Raw genomic sequence first — 15445 nt, forward strand, 5'->3', positions numbered from 1 at the left:
GGGGGGGGCCGCCGGGGGGGGGCGCCCCCCCCCCCCGGGGCCGCCCCCCCCCGCCGGCGGCCCCCCCCCCGCCCCGGGCGCGGGCCCCCCGCCCCCCCCCCGGCGGGCGCGGGCACGGCGAAACGGGGTACCCGAAGTGCCATGGAGAAGAAACGAGCCCGCACCGCCGGCCGGGAGACCGCGGTGGCACGGGCGAAAGGGACGATGAGTCTCATGCGCTGGTTCCGGTGGGTCGCCTCGCTGCTCACGGTCAGTTGGGCGCTGTCCTGGGTGAACAGCCTGATCACGGGCGCGCAGGGCTCGGACCGCTGGTGGCCGCTGCTGAGCGCCTTCCTCTGGGCCGGTCTGTCCGTGTACGCGTTCGTCACCTACCGGCGTACCCGCCGCGACCTGACCGGTGCGCGGCGGCCGGCCGGACGGTCGGTGGCCCTGCGCTGACCTGGCGCCGGTGAGCGCGCCGTGGAACGGTTCGGGCGCGCGCGGCGCGGTCCGAGGCGCCCTGCGCGGGCGCGGCCGCGTCCATACGGTGTCGGTGACCAGGAACTCTTCCGCCCGGGCCGGACGTTGAACGGGAACCGGGACCGCCGTCGGGGACTGTCCCGGAAGGTGACGAGGGGAACCGCTCAGTGGGGACGACGGGGGAGAGGGTGCGGGCCGTGCTGTCCCGGCGGCCGCCGGGCGGCCGTGCGCAGGGCGACGGGCGGCGCGGCTCGGTCTGGAGCCGGGGGCGGGTGCTCGCCGCACTCGCGGTGCTGACCGCGGCGCTCCTGCTGTTCCACCGGGCCGTGCCCAACTCCGCGGGCCGGCTCGGGAGTCTGCTGGAGAGCTTCCTGCCCTGGCTCGGCCTGGTGGCCGTCGTCCTGCTCGCCCTGGCCCTGCTGCGCAGGTCGGCCACCGCGTCGATCGCCGTACTGCTGCCGGTGGTGGCCTGGGGGACCCAGTTCGGCGGGCTGCTGCGGCCCGGTGCGGAGTCCGGTGCCCGCGACCTGCTGGTGGTGCAGCACAACGCGAGCGACGAGAACGCCGATCCGGCGGGCACGGCCCGTGCCCTGGCCGCCGCGGATCCGGACCTGATAGCCCTGGAGGAACTGGTCGCCCCGGCGCTGCGCGACTACCAGGAGACCCTCGCCCCCGACTTCCCGTACCACGCCGTCCGGGGCACCGTCGGGATCTGGTCGAAGCACCCGCTCACCGGCACCCGGGAGGTCGACATCAAACCCGCCGGCCTCACCGAGTCCTGGCACCGCGGCCTGCGGACCGTGGTGCACACGCCGCACGGCGACCTCGCGGCGTACGTCGCCCACCTGCCCTCCGTCCGGGTCGGCGCGAGCGGCCTCGCGTCCTCCTGGCGCGACGAGAGCGCCGGTCTGCTGGGCGCGGCCATCGCCGCCGACGCCCTGGACCGGGTGCTGCTGCTGGGCGACCTCAACGGCACGGTCGACGACCGCGGACTCGCCCCGCTCACCTCCCGCCTGGACATACCCGACAGCGGCTTCGCCTTCAGCTTCCCGGCCGGCTTCCCGCTGGCCCGGATCGACCAGATCATGGCGACGGCCGCCGTCGGCCCCATCCGCACCCTGCCCGCCACCGGCAGCGACCACCTGCCGGTCGCCGCCCGGGTCGCGCTGGGCTGACACGGAGGCGGAGGGGACCGGTTCCCCACTGCCGAGTGACGTCCGGTCCTGGTCACGGTGACGGGGGCGACGGGCGCTGGGCCGCGCAGGCCGGGCCGACCGGGGCGGGGGCCGAGAACTGGCTGACCGAGGAGGGCCGTACCCCCGAAGGGGCGGCCCGGGCCCGGGAACTGTCCGAGACGCATCTGCCCGAGCTGGTCCCATCGCTCGACCGGCTCGCCGGCCAACTGCCCTTCCCCCGGGCCGGAACGCTGCTCACCCTGGCCGCGGTACGGCCGTTCTTCGCCGGCTGCACCCAGAACCGGCGCCGCCAACACCCTGCTGCGGAACTACGACTTCGCCCCCGACCAGTGCGAGGCGGTCATCGTCTGCTCCCGTTTCCTGCGGCCGGTGATCGGCATGCAGGAAGCCGGCTGGGGCCTGCTGGACGGGACCGCGGAAGTGCCGCGGAGGCGGTCGGCAGACTGCGGACCCTGCCCGTCGCCATCCCGCAGAACGTCACCCTCGCCGACCACGACCACGACCACGACCGCGCCGTGACCGGGGAGAGCACCCGGACATCGGAGCGGCCGGCCGCCGTGCGCGCGGCCGGGACGGACGTGGCGGCGATGCTGCGGCCGCCCCTCTGCCAGGAGGCGTACGGCCAGGGGCTCGGCACGGTGTACACCGCCCGCTACCGCCCCGCCGAGGGCCGCGTCACCTACCACTGGCCCGGCGCACACTGGGAGCAGTCCTTCGGGGACTTCTCCCAGGGCGAGCGCACCGTCGTCCTCGGGCTGCCGGAGCCGGCCGGTCAGGCGCCGGACACCTTGGCGATCAGGGCCGACAGCTCGTCGGACTCGGGCGCCGTCAGGTCGGTGAGCGGCGGACGGACCGGACCCGCGCTGTGACCGGTCGCGGTCATCCCGGCCTTGACGATGCTGACCGCGTAACCGGCCCGCCGGTTGCGGATCCCGGTGTACGGCAGCACGAACTCCGACAGCATCCGGGTGACGTCGGCCTGCCGCAGCTCGCGGACGGCGGCGTAGAAGGTGAGGGCGAACTCGGGCAGGAAGTTGAAGATGGCCGAGGAGTACGTCGTCACGCCCAGCTGGAGGTAGGGCAGGGCGTACGTCTCGGCGGTGGGCAGGCCGCCGATGTAGGTGAGGCGGTCGCCGAGCCGGGCGACGATCCGGGTCACCGTGTCGATGTCGCCGACGCCGTCCTTGTACCCGATGAGGTTGGGGCAGCTCTCGGCGAGCCGGGCGACGGTGTCGGCCGAGTACACCGCGTTGGCCCGGCTGTAGACGATCACGCCGAGGGAGGTGGCGCGGCAGACCGCCTCCACATGCCGGGCCAGCCCCTCCTGCGAGGCTTCGGTGAGGTAGGGCGGGAAGAGCAGGATGCCGTCGGCGCCCGCCCGTTCGGCGGCGGCGGCGAACTCGGCGGCGGTCGCGGTGCCGTAGCCCGCCGGGGCCAGGATGGGCGTGCCGTCGGAGACGCTCTCGGCGGCGGCCGTGACCACCTGCTCCACCTCGAGCGGCGTGAGGGAGAAGAACTCGCCGGTGCCGCCCGCGGCGAACAGACCGCCCACGTCGTACTCGGCGAGCCGGACGATGTTCTCCCGGTAGGCGTCCTCGTCGAAGGACAGGTCGGCGCGGAAGTGGGTCACCGGGAAGGACAGCAGCCCCGAGCCGATACGGCGGCCGAGTTCTGCCGGGGTGAAGGACGTCATGGGAAGGCTCCTGGAAGAGTCGGGAAGAGAGACAGAACCGGGGTCAGGGCCGGGAGCCCGCCTCGTGCGCGGCGACCGTCCAGGCCCGGGCCCGGTCGCTGAGGGTGATGCCGAGACCGGGCCGGGCGGGGACGAGCATGCGGCCGTCGCGGGCCTGGAGACGCTCGTTGAACAGCGGCTCCAGCCAGTCGAAGTGCTCCACCCACGGCTCGATCGGATAGGCGGCGGCCAGGTGCAGGTGGATCTCCATCGCGAAGTGCGGGGCCAGCTGGAGCTGGTGGTGCTCGGCGAGCGTGGCGAGCTTGAGGAACTGGGTGATGCCGCCGATGCGGGGCGCGTCCGGCTGGATGATGTCGCAGCCGCCGTGCCGGATCAGTTCGACGTGTTCGGCGACACTGGCGAGCATCTCGCCGGTGGCCACGGGGGTGTCCAGGGAGGCGGCGAGCGCGGCGTGCCCGGCCGCGTCGTAGGCGTCGAGCGGTTCCTCGATCCAGCCCAGGCCGAACTCCTCCATCGCCCGGCCCATGCGCTGGGCGGTGGGCCGGTCCCACTGCTGGTTGGCGTCGACCATCAGCGGCACGTCGGCCCCGATGTGCTCGCGGACGGCGGTGAGCCGGGCCAGGTCGTGCTTCCCGTCGGGGTGGCCGACCTTGAGCTTGATACCGCCGATACCGCCCGCCAGCGACGCGGTGGCGTTCTCCAGCACCTGCTCGATGGGGGTGTGCAGGAAACCGCCGGAGGTGTTGTAGCAGCGCACCGAGTCGCGGTGCGCGCCGAGCAGCTTGGCCAGCGGCAGCCCGGCCCGCTTGGCCTTGAGGTCCCACAGGGCGATGTCGAAGGCGGCGACGGCCTGGGTGGCCAGCCCGCTGCGGCCGACCGACGCCCCGGCCCACACCAGCTTGGTCCAGATCCGGCCGATGTCACTGGGGTCCTCGCCGAGCAGCTCCCCGGCGATCTCCTTGGCGTGCGCGAACTGACCGGGCCCGCCGGCCCGCTTCGAGTAGCCGAAGCCGATGCCCTCGTGCCCCTGCTCGGTCGAGATCTCCGCGAACAGCAGCGCCACTTCCGTCATCGGTTTCTGCCGGCCGGTGAACACCTTCGCGTCACTGATCGGCGTGGCCAGCGGAAGGGTCACCGAGGACAGCCGCACCCAGGCGATCCGGTCCTGCACGGCCTCGTTCATGGTCGTCATGGCCCCGACGGTACGGTCGGCTTTGATTCACGTCCAACATAGATATTGGATGCACTGATACCTGGAGCGCATCGATGTTCACCCTTGCCCAGTTGACGAGCTTCGTGGCCGTCGCCGAGGAACTGCACTTCACCCGGGCCGCGGAGCGGCTCAACATGACCCAGCCACCGCTCAGCCGGCAGATCCAGCTGCTGGAGAACGAGCTGCGCGTCCAGCTGCTGGACCGCACCAACCGCACCGTGCGGCTCACCCCGGCGGGCCGCGCCTTCCTGGCCGAGGCCCGCCGCATCCTGCGCCAGTCCGAGCACGCCGCCCTCGCGGTGCGCCGGGTCTCCAGCGGCGAGGCGGGCACGATCGCCGTCGGATTCACCGCCGCCAGCGCCTACTCCGCCCTCGGCGGTCTGCTGGACACCGCCCGGGAAACCCTGCCCGGCGTGGAGATCCTGTTGCAGGAACTGGTCACCCGCCGCCAGTTGGAGGCGCTCAGCGCCGGCTCCCTGGACCTCGGGCTGATCCGGCCCTCGGCCACCGGGGCCGACCTGGGCTCGCGCACCGCCGTCAAGGAGGCGCTGGTGGCCGCCCTGCCGCAAGGGCACCCGCTGGCCGTCCCGGAGGGACCGATGCCGATCGAGGACTTCGCCGGCCAGGAACTGCTCATGTACTCGCCCATCGAGGCCCGGTACTTCCACGAACTGCTCATCAGCATCTTCCGGGCCGCCCGGGTGCGGCCGGTGTTCACCCAGTACCTCACCCAGGTGCACAGCATCCTCGCCCTGGTCAACGGCGGCTGGGGCATCGCCCTCGTCCCGGAGACCGCCGCGCACATGCGCTACGGCGGGATCGTCTTCCGGCAGGTGGTGCTGCCGGAACCGCAGCCGGTCGAACTCCACCTGGTGTGGCGCCGGAACAACGACAACCCGGCCCTCGAAGCACTGCTGCAACACCTGTGACCCGGGCCAGTCATGCGCGCAAGGTATCGCAACCAACAAAATTCGACATGGACGGGAATCGGAACGATCTCTACGGTCAGCCGGTAACCGCAGTTCGGTGCCGTTCGGCGGTCACTTGTCCCACAGTTCAAAGGGGAACTGACATGCCACTTGTCGTAGTCGGCATCAGCGTTCTGGTCCTGCTGCTGCTCATGACCAGACTGAAGCTGAACGGCTTCGCGGCGCTCCTGCTGGTGGCGGTCGGCGTCGCCCTGGTGCAGGGCATACCGGTGACGGACATACCCGACATCCTCTCCGAGGGCATCGGGGGCCAGATCGGTGACACGATGCTCACCATCGGGCTCGGCGCGATGGTCGGGCGGGTGATGGGGGACTCCGGTGCCGCCCAGCGCATCGCCGGCAAGCTCCTCGACGCGTTCGGACCCCGCGGGGTCCAGATCGCCATGGTCGTCACCTCGATGCTCATCGGCGTGACGATGTTCTACGAGGTCGCGTTCATCATCATCGTGCCGATCGCCTTCACCCTGGTCAGGGTCACCCGGGCGAACCTGCTCTGGGTCGGTCTGCCGATGTCGATCGCGCTGTCCACCATGCACAGCTTCCTGCCCCCGCACCCCGGCCCGACCGCGGTCGCCGCCACCTTCCACGCCTCGGTCGGACTGACCCTGTTCTACGGGCTGTTCATCGCGGTCCCGGTCGGTGCCTTCATCGCGCTGCTCTGGCCGCGGCTGCCGTTCGTCCGGGCGATGAACCCCGGCATCCCCAAGGGCCTGGTCTCCGAGGGCGAGTTCACCGACGAGGAGATGCCCGGCCTCGGCTGGTCGCTGTCCGTGGCGCTCTTCCCCGTGGTCCTGATCGCCGGCGCCGCGGTGACCGACATGGCCACCTCCGCCGAGACCCCGCTGCTGCACACCGTCGCGTTCATCGGCTCCGCGCCGATCGCGCTGCTGCTGACCCTGTGCCTGGCGATCTGGGCGTTCGGCCCGCGGATCGGCCGCAGCCTCGCGGACGTCGGCGCCTCGTGCGGTTCGGCGGCGCAGGCGATGGCGATGATCCTGCTGGTGATCGGCGCGGGCGGCGCGTTCAAGAACGTCCTGGTCGAAGGCGGCATCTCCGACTACATCCAGGACGCCACCGACAGCTGGTCCATCTCCCCGCTCGTCCTGGCCTGGCTCATCGCGGTCATCCTCCGCGTCGCCCTCGGCTCGGCGACGGTCGCCGTGGTCACCGCCTCCGGGGTGGTGCTGCCCCTGCTGGCCGGCAGCGGCACGCAGGCCGAGATGATGGTGCTCGCCGTCTCCTGCGGCTCCATCGCCTTCTCGCACGTCAACGACCCCGGCTTCTGGCTGTTCAAGGAGTACTTCAACCTCTCCGTCGTCCAGGCCATCAAGGTCCGCACCAGCTACACCACGGTGCTGTCGGTCCTGGGCCTCGGCGGCGTCCTGGCCGTCGAGTGGGCCCTCGACGTCCTGAGCCTGTGACCACCCCCTACCGCAAGGATGTCCCGCATGAGCACGAGCCAGCCGACCGTCACCGCGTTCGCCGTCTACCCGGTGGCCGGCCGGGACAGCATGGAGCTGAACCTCTCCGGCGCCCACGGCCCCTACTTCACCCGCAACATCGTCGTCCTCACCGACTCGGAGGGGCGCACCGGGCTCGGTGAGGTCCCCGGCGGCGAGAAGATCACACGCACCCTCCAGGACGCCGAGTCCCTGGTGGTCGGGGCGAAGGTCGGCGAGTACAAGCGGGTGCTGCGCGAGATCGGCGACCGGTTCGCCGACCGGGACTCCGGCGGGCGCGGTGCCCAGACCTTCGACCTGCGCACCACCGTGCACGCGGTCACCGCCGTCGAGTCCGCCCTGCTCGACCTGCTGGGACAGCACTTGGAGGTGCCGGTCGCGGCCCTCCTCGGCGACGGACAGCAGCGCACCTCGGTCCGGGTGCTCGGCTACCTCTTCTACGTCGGTGACCCCGACCGCACCGACCTGGACTACGTCCGCGAACCCGACGCCGACGACGCCTGGCACCGCATCCGGCACGAAGCGGCCCTCACCCCGGAGGCCGTCGTCCGCCAGGCCGAGGCCGCCTACGGCCGCTACGGGTTCCGCGACTTCAAGCTGAAGGGCGGCGTCCTGGCCGGCGCGGAAGAGGTGGCGGCCGTCCGCGCCCTCAAGGAGCGCTTCCCCGAGGCGCGGATCACCCTCGACCCGAACGGCGCCTGGTCCCTGCGCGAGGCAGTCGACCTGTGCAAGCCCCTGGTCGGCACCCTCGCCTACGCCGAGGACCCCTGCGGTGCCGAGGGCGGCTACTCCGGCCGGGAAGTGCTCGCCGAGTTCCGCCGGGCCACCGGTCTGCCGACCGCCACCAACATGATCGCCACCGACTGGCGGCAGCTCACCCACGCCCTCGCCCTCCAGTCGGTGTCCATCCCGCTCGCCGACCCGCACTTCTGGACCATGCAGGGCTCGGTGCGGGTGGCGCAGTTGTGCAACGCGATGGGACTGACCTGGGGCTGCCACTCCAACAACCACTTCGACATCTCGCTGGCGATGGTCACGCACTGCGGGGCCGCCGCGCCGGGGGAGTACAACGCCCTGGACACGCACTGGATCTGGCAGGAGGGCCTGGAGCGGCTGACCGTCGAGCCGCCGCGCATCGTCGGCGGTGAGATAGCCGTGCCGGACGCCCCCGGCCTCGGGGTCCGGCTCGACCCGGACCGGCTGCTGGCCGCCCACGAGCTGTACCGCTCCAAGGCGCTGGGTGCGCGGGACGACGCCGTCGGGATGCGCCACCTGGTCCCCGACTGGACGTTCGACGCCAAGCGGCCCTGCCTCGTACGCTGACCGGTCAGCCCCACAGCTCCCGGAGCGCGGCGTTGACGGCGGCCGGCCGCTGGGTGTGCGGGTAGTAGCCGGGCACCCGCAGCAGACGGGCGCCGACCGTCTCGGCCACCGCCCGCGCACAGGCGATGAGCGGCTCACCGGCGTACTCGCGGTACGGCTCGGGGGCGTCCTGCCAGGTCCCGCAGATCACCAGGACCGGCCACGGCGCGTCGCGCAGCGGCGCCAGCGGCACCCGCGCCTCCCAGACCGGGCGTTCCCGCATCGACGTGGCCACCGCCCGCAGCCGCCGCCCGGTCGGCTCGGGCATCGGCAGCCCGATGCCCTCCGTGGAGGCCCGCAGATACTGCTCCGGGGTGACCGAATCCGGCACCCCGGCACTGTCCGCCACCCGGCGCAGCAGGTCCCGCACCACCGGATGACCGGCGGTGGCCGAGAACGCCGACGGCTGGATCAGGGTCAGCGAGCGCACCAGGTCGGGCCGCTGCCCGGCGGCGAGCATGGCCGCGAGTCCGCCGTTGCCGTGCCCGACCAGATGGGCGCCGCCGTCCTGCCGGGCCAGCAGGTCCACCAGGTCGGCGGCGTCGGTGTCGAAGTCACTGCGGTCGGTGTCGGGACTGCCGCCGTAGCCGCGCCGGTCCATCAGCAGCAGCCGGTAACGGTCCGCCAGCGGCCGCTGTGCCGCGAACCCGTAGGCGGCGTCGTCGCCCCAGGTGAAGATGTTGTGCACGAGGACGGCGGGAGCTCCCGCACCGCCCGTCTCGTCCCACACCGTGCAGTGGACGTCGGTCATCGTGCCTCACCCGTCGTCGCAGGTCTCCCGGACGTGACCCGAGCGGCCGCCGGGCAGGACGTCGAGGTCACGCCGGACGATGCTGATCTCGTCGCCCCAGCCGTCACAAGCCGCTTTCAGGCCCTTCTCGTCATACTCGATCACCAGGACCGCGGCACCGAACGCGTCGACGTAGTCCCCGCACTCCGCGTACTTCCCGCACTCCTCCGCCACCGCGAAGTCCAGCCCGACCCGCTCCCGGTCCCCGGCGAGTTGCGGAGTGTTCTTCTGGCCGATGGCCAGCCCCGCCGCGTGGGCGTGGCCGGCGAGCAGTGTGAGGAACGCCTCGGCGTCACCGGCGCTCAGCAGACCCCTGGGCGCCCGGGTGTAACTGTCGTAGTTGTCCGGCTCGACCGCGTCGTAGCCCTTGGCCGCGCACCCGTCGATCCAGCCGTTCACCCGCTCGGCGATCCGCTTCCGCTTGGCGCCGGTGCTGATGTCCAGCATGGCCTCGCCCCAGTCCTCGTCCATGACGACCGCACCGTCCGCGTCGCGCAGCAGCAGGTCGGCGTCCCAGTCGCCCTCGGCGTCCGGCTGGGCCTGGAAGGCGTTGACGTAGCAGATGTTGTAGCGGCCGGCCGCCGGTTTCACCGTGTGGTCGCGTACGACGACCCGCACACCATCGGCAGGGGGGTATGGGCCGCCGAGCTGGTAGTCGAACCCGGTGTGCGCGGGCGGTGGCGTCACCGTCGTACCGTCCTCGGCGCCGCCGCCGTTCGCACACGCCGTGGCGAGCAGTGCGGTGAGGATGGTGGCCAGCGCGCGGACGGCGGCGGACGGACGGCGGCGGAAAAGGTGGCTGCGCATGTCGCACAGAAACCTAATGGACACCGAAACCGCATGTCACACCGGGGTCGTGGGCGCCTCCAGGCGCACCACCACCCCCTTGGACGCCGGCTGGTTGCTGACGTCGGCCACGTGATCCAGCGGCACCAGGACGTTGGTCTCGGGGTAGTAGGCGGCGGCGCAGCCGCGGGCGCTCGGGTAGCCGACCACGGTGAAGTCGGCGGCGCGGCGCTCCGTGCCGTCGCGCCACACACTCACCAGGTCCACCCGCGCGCCGTCGGCCAGCCCGAGCGCCGTGAGGTCGTCCGGGTTGACCATCACCACCCGGCGGCTGCCGTGGATGCCCCGGTACCGGTCGCTCGTGGTGTACGGGACGGTGTTCCACTGGTCGTGCGAACGCAGCGTCTGGAGCAGCAGGTGTCCCTCCGGCGCCTCGGGCATCTGCCAGTCGTTGCGGCTGAACCGGGCCTTGCCGGACTCCGTGCCGAAGACCCCTTCGTTGACCGGGTTGGGCAGCCGGATGCCGCCGGGGCGGTCGACCCGCCGGTTGTAGTCGTGCAGCCCCGGCACGATGCGGGAGACCCGGTCGCGGATCGCCCCGTAGTCGGCCTCGAACCGCTCCCAGGGGATTCCCGCGGTGCCGTCCAGGGTGTGCCGGGCCAGCCGGCACAGGATCGCGACCTCGCTGAGCAGCAGCCGGGAGGCGGGTTCCAGCCGGCCGCGCGAGGCGTGCACCTCGCTCATGGAGTCCTCCACCGTGACGAACTGCTCGCCGGTGGCCTGGACGTCGCGCTCGGTGCGGCCCAGTGTCGGCAGGATCAGCGCCGTCTCGCCGCAGACCGTGTGCGACCGGTTGAGCTTGGTGGAGATGTGCGCGGTCAGGCGGCAGCGGCGCATGGCCTCCTCGGTGACCTCGCTGTCGGGGGCGGCCCGCACGAAGTTGCCCGCCACCCCGAGGAACACCTTGATCCGGCCCGCCCGCATCGCCTTGATGGAGTTCACCGCGTCCAGGCCGTGCTGCCGGGGCGGCTCAAAACCGAACTCGTCGCGCAGCGCGTCGAGGAACGAGTCGGGCATCTGCTCCCAGATGCCCACCGTGCGGTCGCCCTGCACATTGCTGTGCCCGCGCACCGGACAGGCGCCGGCCCCGGCCCGGCCGAGGTTCCCGCGCAGCAGCAGGAAGTTGACGATCTCCCTGATGGTGGGCACGCCGTGCTTGTGCTGGGTGACGCCCATGGCCCAGCAGACGATGACCCGCTCACTGGCCAGCACGTCGTCGCGGACCTTCTCGATCTCCACCCGGGTCAGCCCGGTGGCGCGCAGGATGTCCTCCCACGCCACCGAGCGGGCGTGCCGGGAGAACTCCTCGAAACCGTCGGTACTGGCACGGATGAAGTCGTGGTCGAGCACGGTGCCCGGACGGGCCTCCTCCGCCTCCAGCAGCAGCCGGTTCAGCCCCTGGAACAGCGCGAGGTCGCCGCCGACGCGGATGTGCAGGAACCGGTCGGCGATCTCGACCCCGCGTCCGATCACCCCGCGCGGCTTCTGCGGGTTCTTGAACCGCAGCAGCCCCGCCTCCGGCAGCGGATTGACCGCGATGATCCGGGCGCCGTTGCGCTTGGCCGCCTCCAGGGCGCTGAGCTGGCGCGGATGGTTGGACCCCGGGTTCTGCCCCACCACGAAGATCAGGTCGGCGTGGTGCAGGTCCTCCAGGCTCACCGTGCCCTTGCCGGTGCCCAGCGTCTCGTGCAGGGCGAAGCCGCTGGACTCGTGGCACATGTTGCTGCAGTCGGGCAGGTTGTTGGTGCCGAAGGCCCGCGCGAAGAGCTGGAGGACGAACGCGGCCTCGTTGCTGACCCGGCCCGAGGTGTAGAACACCGCCTCGTCGGGCGAGTCGAGTGTCCTGAGTTCGCCGGCGAGCAGCCCGAGGGCGTCCTGCCAGCTGATCGGCTCGTAGTGGTCCGAGCCCGGCCGCTTGACCACCGGCTCGGTGAGCCGGCCCTGCTGGTTGAGCCACTGGTCGGAGCGGCCGGCGAGTTCGGTGACGGAGTGCCGGCGGAAGAAGTCGGCGGTGATCCGGCGGGAGGTCGCCTCGTCGTTGATGTGCTTGGCGCCGTTCTCGCAGTACTCGTTGACGTGCCGGTGCCCCGGGGCGGGATCGGCCCAGGCGCAGCCGGGGCAGTCGATGCCGCCCACCTGGTTCATGGTCAGCAGTGTCGTGCCGGTGCGCCGCACCGACGTCTCCTCCAGCGAGTACTGGAGCGCGTGCGCCACCGCGGGGGCGCCGGTGGCCCAGGTCCTGGGCGGCTGCACGGTGAGGTTCTCGGCCGGCTCTTCGCTCGGTGACTTCTGCATCAGGCGGCTCTCTCGTTCTGGTGAGGGGTCGGGTCAGCCGTGCGGCCAGTGCGGGACCAGGCTCCGGTCCGGCCGGTCCTCGGCCGGCAGCACATGACCGTCGCGGATCGTGCCCCGCCAGGCCCCCGACTCTTCCCCGAGCCCCTCGATGAACTCCTTGAAGTGCCCGAGTTCCGTGCCGAGCACCCGACGGGTGATCCCGAGCGGGTCGCCGGGGGCCATCCGTACGGTGAGCGACGTCCGGTCCGGCGCGAGCGGGGCGAACGCCGCCGCACCGCGCACGCGGGTACCGAGGACCCGCCAGCGCACCACCGTGTCCGGCCGCTGTTCCACGACCTCCGTCAGGAACTCCCGGCTGACCGGACCGAGTCCGATCTCCCAGCGGGTGAGGGTCGGCTTGATCTGCTCGACCCCGCGCACCGCGGACACGAACCGCGGGAAGACCTTGAACTGGGTCCACTGGTTGTAGGCGGTGCGCACCGGCACCGCGATCTCGACCGTCTCTTCGATGGTGCCCATGACCCGCCTGTCTCCGAGCGCTCGTCCTCTCCCAGTCTCGGGTGCCCCCCGAGGGGCCGCCACATGTCTTGGTCCTGCCGCGTGAGCGTCACTTGGCCCAGACCCGCACGTAGTCGACCTGGAGGTCGGCCGGGGTGCGCGTCGGGCCGCCGAAGGAGCCCTGGGTGTTCTGCATGACCAGGTAGTGCGGGGAGCCGACGACCCCGGAGGTCTCGGTGTGCACCGGCTGCCCGTCGTAGTACCAGGTGATCCTCCCGGGCTCCCACCGGTGCCCGAAGGTGTGCCAGCCGGTGCGGGCGCCGGACGGGCAGTGCCCCCGGTCGGTGCCGGTGGCGTGCCAGTACGAGCAGCTCTCGCCGGACAGTCCCTCCATCGTGTCGATCTCGCCGTCCCGGGGCCAGAAGTCGCCGGTGTCCCACAGCGCCGGCCAGTTCGCGACCGCGCCGCCCGCCGCCGGGACCCGGGCCCGGTACTCGACGGCGCCGTAGCTGTAGGAGAAGGTGTCCATCGTGTTCACGTGCGCCCCGGTGTGCCGCCGCGTCTGCCCCTTGCACGAGGCGTCGTCACCGGTCAGCCGCAGGTGCAGCGCGCCGCCGGACACGCTGACGTTCCGCGCGTCGTAACAGGCGTCCTCGGCGTCGTTCACCGGGCCGGTGACGCCGGTGCCGAACCAGCCGGTGTTCCACTTCGAGGTGTCCAGCGAGGTCCCCCCGAACTCGTCGGAGAACCGTCGCTGCCACCCGCCGGAGACGTCCCACGACGGCCCGTCGGCGCTCTCCCGCGCGGAGCCGGCCGCCCCGACCTTCAGCGTGATCGACGGCAACGGATGCCATCCCCCGTCCGCGTCCCGCCACGATCCGAACATCGTGTACGAGCCGGCGGCGAACTCCCGCGCCCCCGAGGTGAAGGTGTGCCCCGACGGACACAGCCGTACGCCGGACTCCGCGCCCGGGAAGTCGAGCCGACGGCCCTCGGCGTCGCGCACGGCGACCGTGACCCGGGACGCGGTCACGCACCGCTCGGCGGCGATCTCCAGCCGCGCCGACGCGCGCTGCCCGGCGGTGAGGTACCCCGGGCCGAGGCCGAGCTGTGTGACCCGGGGTCCGGCCGGGTCTCCGTTCGCCGCGGTGGCGAGGGAAAGGGCCGACGCGGTGACGGCCGCGGCGGCGGCGAGAACGCCGATCCGTAACGAGCGCGGTTTCTTCGGCCTGGCGTGCCGGGACGTGGTTCCCATCACTGGTTCCTCTCCGGTGCGGCGAGGTTGGCCGGATCGAGGCCGGGTACTCCGCCCATTCTGGAAGGGAGAGCCGTTGTCTGCTGAGGAAAAGAAGAACATTTTCGTGGTCGGCCTGGACGAGGCCAACCTGCCTACGCTCCAAGCGGTACCGGGCGCCGAAGCGCTGGAGTTCCACGGTCTGTTGACGGTCGGGGAACTCCAGGACGGAGAGGTGTCGATACCGGAAGTGATCAAGAAGGCGGAGCGCGTTCTCGACGCCTTCGACGGAAGCATTGACGCGATCGTCGGCTACTGGGATTTCCCGGTCAGCACCCTCGTACCGATCCTGGGCGAACGCTACGGCACCCGCACCACCAGCCTCGCCTCGATCGTCAAGTGCGAGCACAAGTACTGGAGCCGGGTGGAACAGGAGAAGGTCACCGACGCCCTGCCGCGCTTCGGCCGGGTCGACCTGGCGACCGATCCGCCGCCCGTCCCGGACGGCCTGCGCTTCCCGATGTGGCTCAAGCCCGCGCTGTCCTATTCCTCCGAACTCGCCTTCGGGGTCGAGGACGAGGAGGAGTTCCGCAAGGCCGCCGCCGAGATCCGCGAGGGCATCGCCCGGGTCGGCCGCCCCTTCGAGCACATCCTCGGCCGGATCGACCTGCCGCCCGAGATGGACGGCGTCGGCGGCCGGGTGTGCCTCGCGGAAGAGACGCTGACGGGCATCCAGGTCGCGGTGGAGGGCTACGTCCACCGGGGCGAGGTGACCGTGTACGGCACCCTGGACTCCATCGACTACCCCGACTCGCCGTGCTTCCTGCGCCACCAGTACCCCTCGACGCTGCCGCCCGAGATGATCGCGCAACTGCACGACGTCACCCGGCGGGTGATGACCCGGATCGGCTTCGACTCGGCGACCTTCAGCGTGGAGTACTTCTACGACCCGAAGACCCAGCGGGTCAGCCTGCTGGAGATCAACCCCCGCCACTCCCAGTCGCACGCCGAGCTGTTCCAGTACGTCGACGGGGTGCCCAACCACCACGCCATGCTCGCCCTAGCGCTCGGCACCGACCCCACCATGCCGCACCGGCAGGGCGCGTACGCCACGGCGGCCAAGTGGTACTACCGCTGGTTCACCGACGGCGTGGTGCGCGACGTGCCCTCGGCCGAGGACATCGCCCGGATCGAGCGCGAGATACCGGGGGTGCGCGTGCACGTCATACCGGAGGAGGGGCAGCGGCTGTCGGACCTCTCCCAGCAGGACAGTTACAGCTACGAGGTGGCGCACATCTTCACCGGCGGCGCCGACGAGGAAGACCTGCGCCGCAAGTTCGACAGGTGCGTGGCCGCCCTCGGGCTCCGGATCGACGAGCCCCGGGAAGGACCGCGCAGTTAAGGAGGCCG

Annotated in this window: 14 protein-coding genes; 7 read left to right on the forward strand and 7 right to left on the reverse strand. The window is 71.9% G+C overall.

The features are described from left to right. The first annotated feature begins 141 nt into the window (after positions 1–141). The 3 genes from AB0G32_RS29260 to AB0G32_RS29270 all read left to right on the forward strand — a co-directional run bounded on the left by AB0G32_RS29260 (position 142) and on the right by AB0G32_RS29270 (position 2524). Positions 142–438 (forward strand): hypothetical protein, encoded by a 297-nt coding sequence (locus AB0G32_RS29260; RefSeq protein WP_361169689.1) that lies wholly within the window; start codon positions 142–144, stop codon positions 436–438. 218 nt (positions 439–656) lie between these two features. Then, entirely contained in the window at positions 657–1634 is a 978-nt protein-coding gene (locus tag AB0G32_RS29265) for an endonuclease/exonuclease/phosphatase family protein (protein WP_361169691.1), read from the forward strand. Between the two features lie 35 nt (positions 1635–1669). Beyond that, positions 1670–2524 (forward strand): acyl-coenzyme A--6-aminopenicillanic acid acyl-transferase, encoded by an 855-nt coding sequence (locus AB0G32_RS29270; protein WP_361169694.1) that lies wholly within the window; start codon positions 1670–1672, stop codon positions 2522–2524. On the opposite strand, the gene kdgD is transcribed toward AB0G32_RS29270, so the two are convergent. Both kdgD and AB0G32_RS29280 read right to left on the reverse strand, forming a co-directional pair. Further along, complete coding sequence (gene kdgD, locus AB0G32_RS29275; protein WP_361169697.1) at positions 2428–3348, reverse strand: 5-dehydro-4-deoxyglucarate dehydratase; 921 nt, start codon at positions 3346–3348, stop codon at positions 2428–2430. The genes AB0G32_RS29270 and kdgD overlap by 97 nt on opposite strands. A gap of 43 nt (positions 3349–3391) precedes the next feature. Next, positions 3392–4540: a mandelate racemase/muconate lactonizing enzyme family protein gene (locus AB0G32_RS29280; RefSeq protein WP_361169700.1), complete on the reverse strand. Its 1149-nt coding sequence runs from the start codon at positions 4538–4540 to the stop codon at positions 3392–3394. 74 nt (positions 4541–4614) lie between these two features. Here AB0G32_RS29280 and AB0G32_RS29285 point away from each other — a divergent pair, with 74 nt between their 5' ends. The 3 genes from AB0G32_RS29285 (at position 4615) to AB0G32_RS29295 (ending at position 8333) form a co-directional block, all read left to right on the forward strand. Further along, positions 4615–5490, forward strand: coding sequence for a LysR substrate-binding domain-containing protein (locus AB0G32_RS29285; protein WP_361169703.1), 876 nt, complete (start codon positions 4615–4617; stop codon positions 5488–5490). Positions 5491–5633: 143 nt separating this feature from the next. After that, positions 5634–6971, forward strand: coding sequence for a gluconate:H+ symporter (locus tag AB0G32_RS29290; RefSeq protein ID WP_361169706.1), 1338 nt, complete (start codon positions 5634–5636; stop codon positions 6969–6971). An 18-nt stretch (positions 6972–6989) separates the two neighbouring features. Continuing rightward, positions 6990–8333, forward strand: a complete 1344-nt coding sequence (locus AB0G32_RS29295; RefSeq protein ID WP_361169708.1) for an enolase C-terminal domain-like protein — start codon at positions 6990–6992, stop codon at positions 8331–8333. Positions 8334–8337: 4 nt separating this feature from the next. On the opposite strand, the gene AB0G32_RS29300 is transcribed toward AB0G32_RS29295, so the two are convergent. The 5 genes from AB0G32_RS29300 to AB0G32_RS29320 form a co-directional block, all read right to left on the reverse strand. Next, complete coding sequence (locus AB0G32_RS29300; RefSeq protein ID WP_361169711.1) at positions 8338–9123, reverse strand: alpha/beta fold hydrolase; 786 nt, start codon at positions 9121–9123, stop codon at positions 8338–8340. Positions 9124–9129: 6 nt separating this feature from the next. Then, complete coding sequence (locus AB0G32_RS29305) at positions 9130–9969, reverse strand: endo alpha-1,4 polygalactosaminidase (protein ID WP_361169713.1); 840 nt, start codon at positions 9967–9969, stop codon at positions 9130–9132. A 36-nt stretch (positions 9970–10005) separates the two neighbouring features. Further along, complete coding sequence (locus AB0G32_RS29310; protein WP_361169716.1) at positions 10006–12303, reverse strand: FdhF/YdeP family oxidoreductase; 2298 nt, start codon at positions 12301–12303, stop codon at positions 10006–10008. Positions 12304–12336: 33 nt separating this feature from the next. Then, entirely contained in the window at positions 12337–12822 is a 486-nt protein-coding gene (locus tag AB0G32_RS29315) for an SRPBCC family protein (RefSeq protein WP_361169719.1), read from the reverse strand. 88 nt (positions 12823–12910) lie between these two features. Continuing rightward, entirely contained in the window at positions 12911–14056 is a 1146-nt protein-coding gene (locus AB0G32_RS29320) for a glycoside hydrolase family 16 protein (protein WP_361169722.1), read from the reverse strand. A gap of 76 nt (positions 14057–14132) precedes the next feature. Here AB0G32_RS29320 and AB0G32_RS29325 point away from each other — a divergent pair, with 76 nt between their 5' ends. Then, a complete protein-coding gene (locus AB0G32_RS29325; protein ID WP_361169725.1) occupies positions 14133–15437 on the forward strand; it encodes an ATP-grasp domain-containing protein in 1305 nt (434 codons plus the stop codon). Positions 15438–15445 lie beyond the last annotated feature (8 nt).

It is taken from the genome of Streptomyces sp. NPDC023723, assembly GCF_040639815.1.
Lineage (GTDB): Bacteria > Actinomycetota > Actinomycetes > Streptomycetales > Streptomycetaceae > Streptomyces.

Bases quoted from the DNA above. Each gene is read 5' to 3' on its own strand.
- AB0G32_RS29305 (WP_361169713.1), bottom strand. From the start codon at position 9,969: ATGCGCAGCCACCTTTTCCGCCGCCGTCCGTCCGCCGCCGTCCGCGCG.
- AB0G32_RS29285 (WP_361169703.1), top strand. From the start codon at position 4,615: ATGTTCACCCTTGCCCAGTTGACGAGCTTCGTGGCCGTCGCCGAGGAA.
- AB0G32_RS29315 (WP_361169719.1), bottom strand. From the start codon at position 12,822: ATGGGCACCATCGAAGAGACGGTCGAGATCGCGGTGCCGGTGCGCACC.
- AB0G32_RS29280 (WP_361169700.1), bottom strand. From the start codon at position 4,540: ATGACGACCATGAACGAGGCCGTGCAGGACCGGATCGCCTGGGTGCGG.
- AB0G32_RS29260 (WP_361169689.1), top strand. From the start codon at position 142: ATGGAGAAGAAACGAGCCCGCACCGCCGGCCGGGAGACCGCGGTGGCA.
- kdgD (WP_361169697.1), bottom strand. From the start codon at position 3,348: ATGACGTCCTTCACCCCGGCAGAACTCGGCCGCCGTATCGGCTCGGGG.
- AB0G32_RS29300 (WP_361169711.1), bottom strand. From the start codon at position 9,123: ATGACCGACGTCCACTGCACGGTGTGGGACGAGACGGGCGGTGCGGGA.
- AB0G32_RS29320 (WP_361169722.1), bottom strand. From the start codon at position 14,056: ATGGGAACCACGTCCCGGCACGCCAGGCCGAAGAAACCGCGCTCGTTA.
- AB0G32_RS29310 (WP_361169716.1), bottom strand. From the start codon at position 12,303: ATGCAGAAGTCACCGAGCGAAGAGCCGGCCGAGAACCTCACCGTGCAG.
- AB0G32_RS29290 (WP_361169706.1), top strand. From the start codon at position 5,634: ATGCCACTTGTCGTAGTCGGCATCAGCGTTCTGGTCCTGCTGCTGCTC.
- AB0G32_RS29295 (WP_361169708.1), top strand. From the start codon at position 6,990: ATGTCCCGCATGAGCACGAGCCAGCCGACCGTCACCGCGTTCGCCGTC.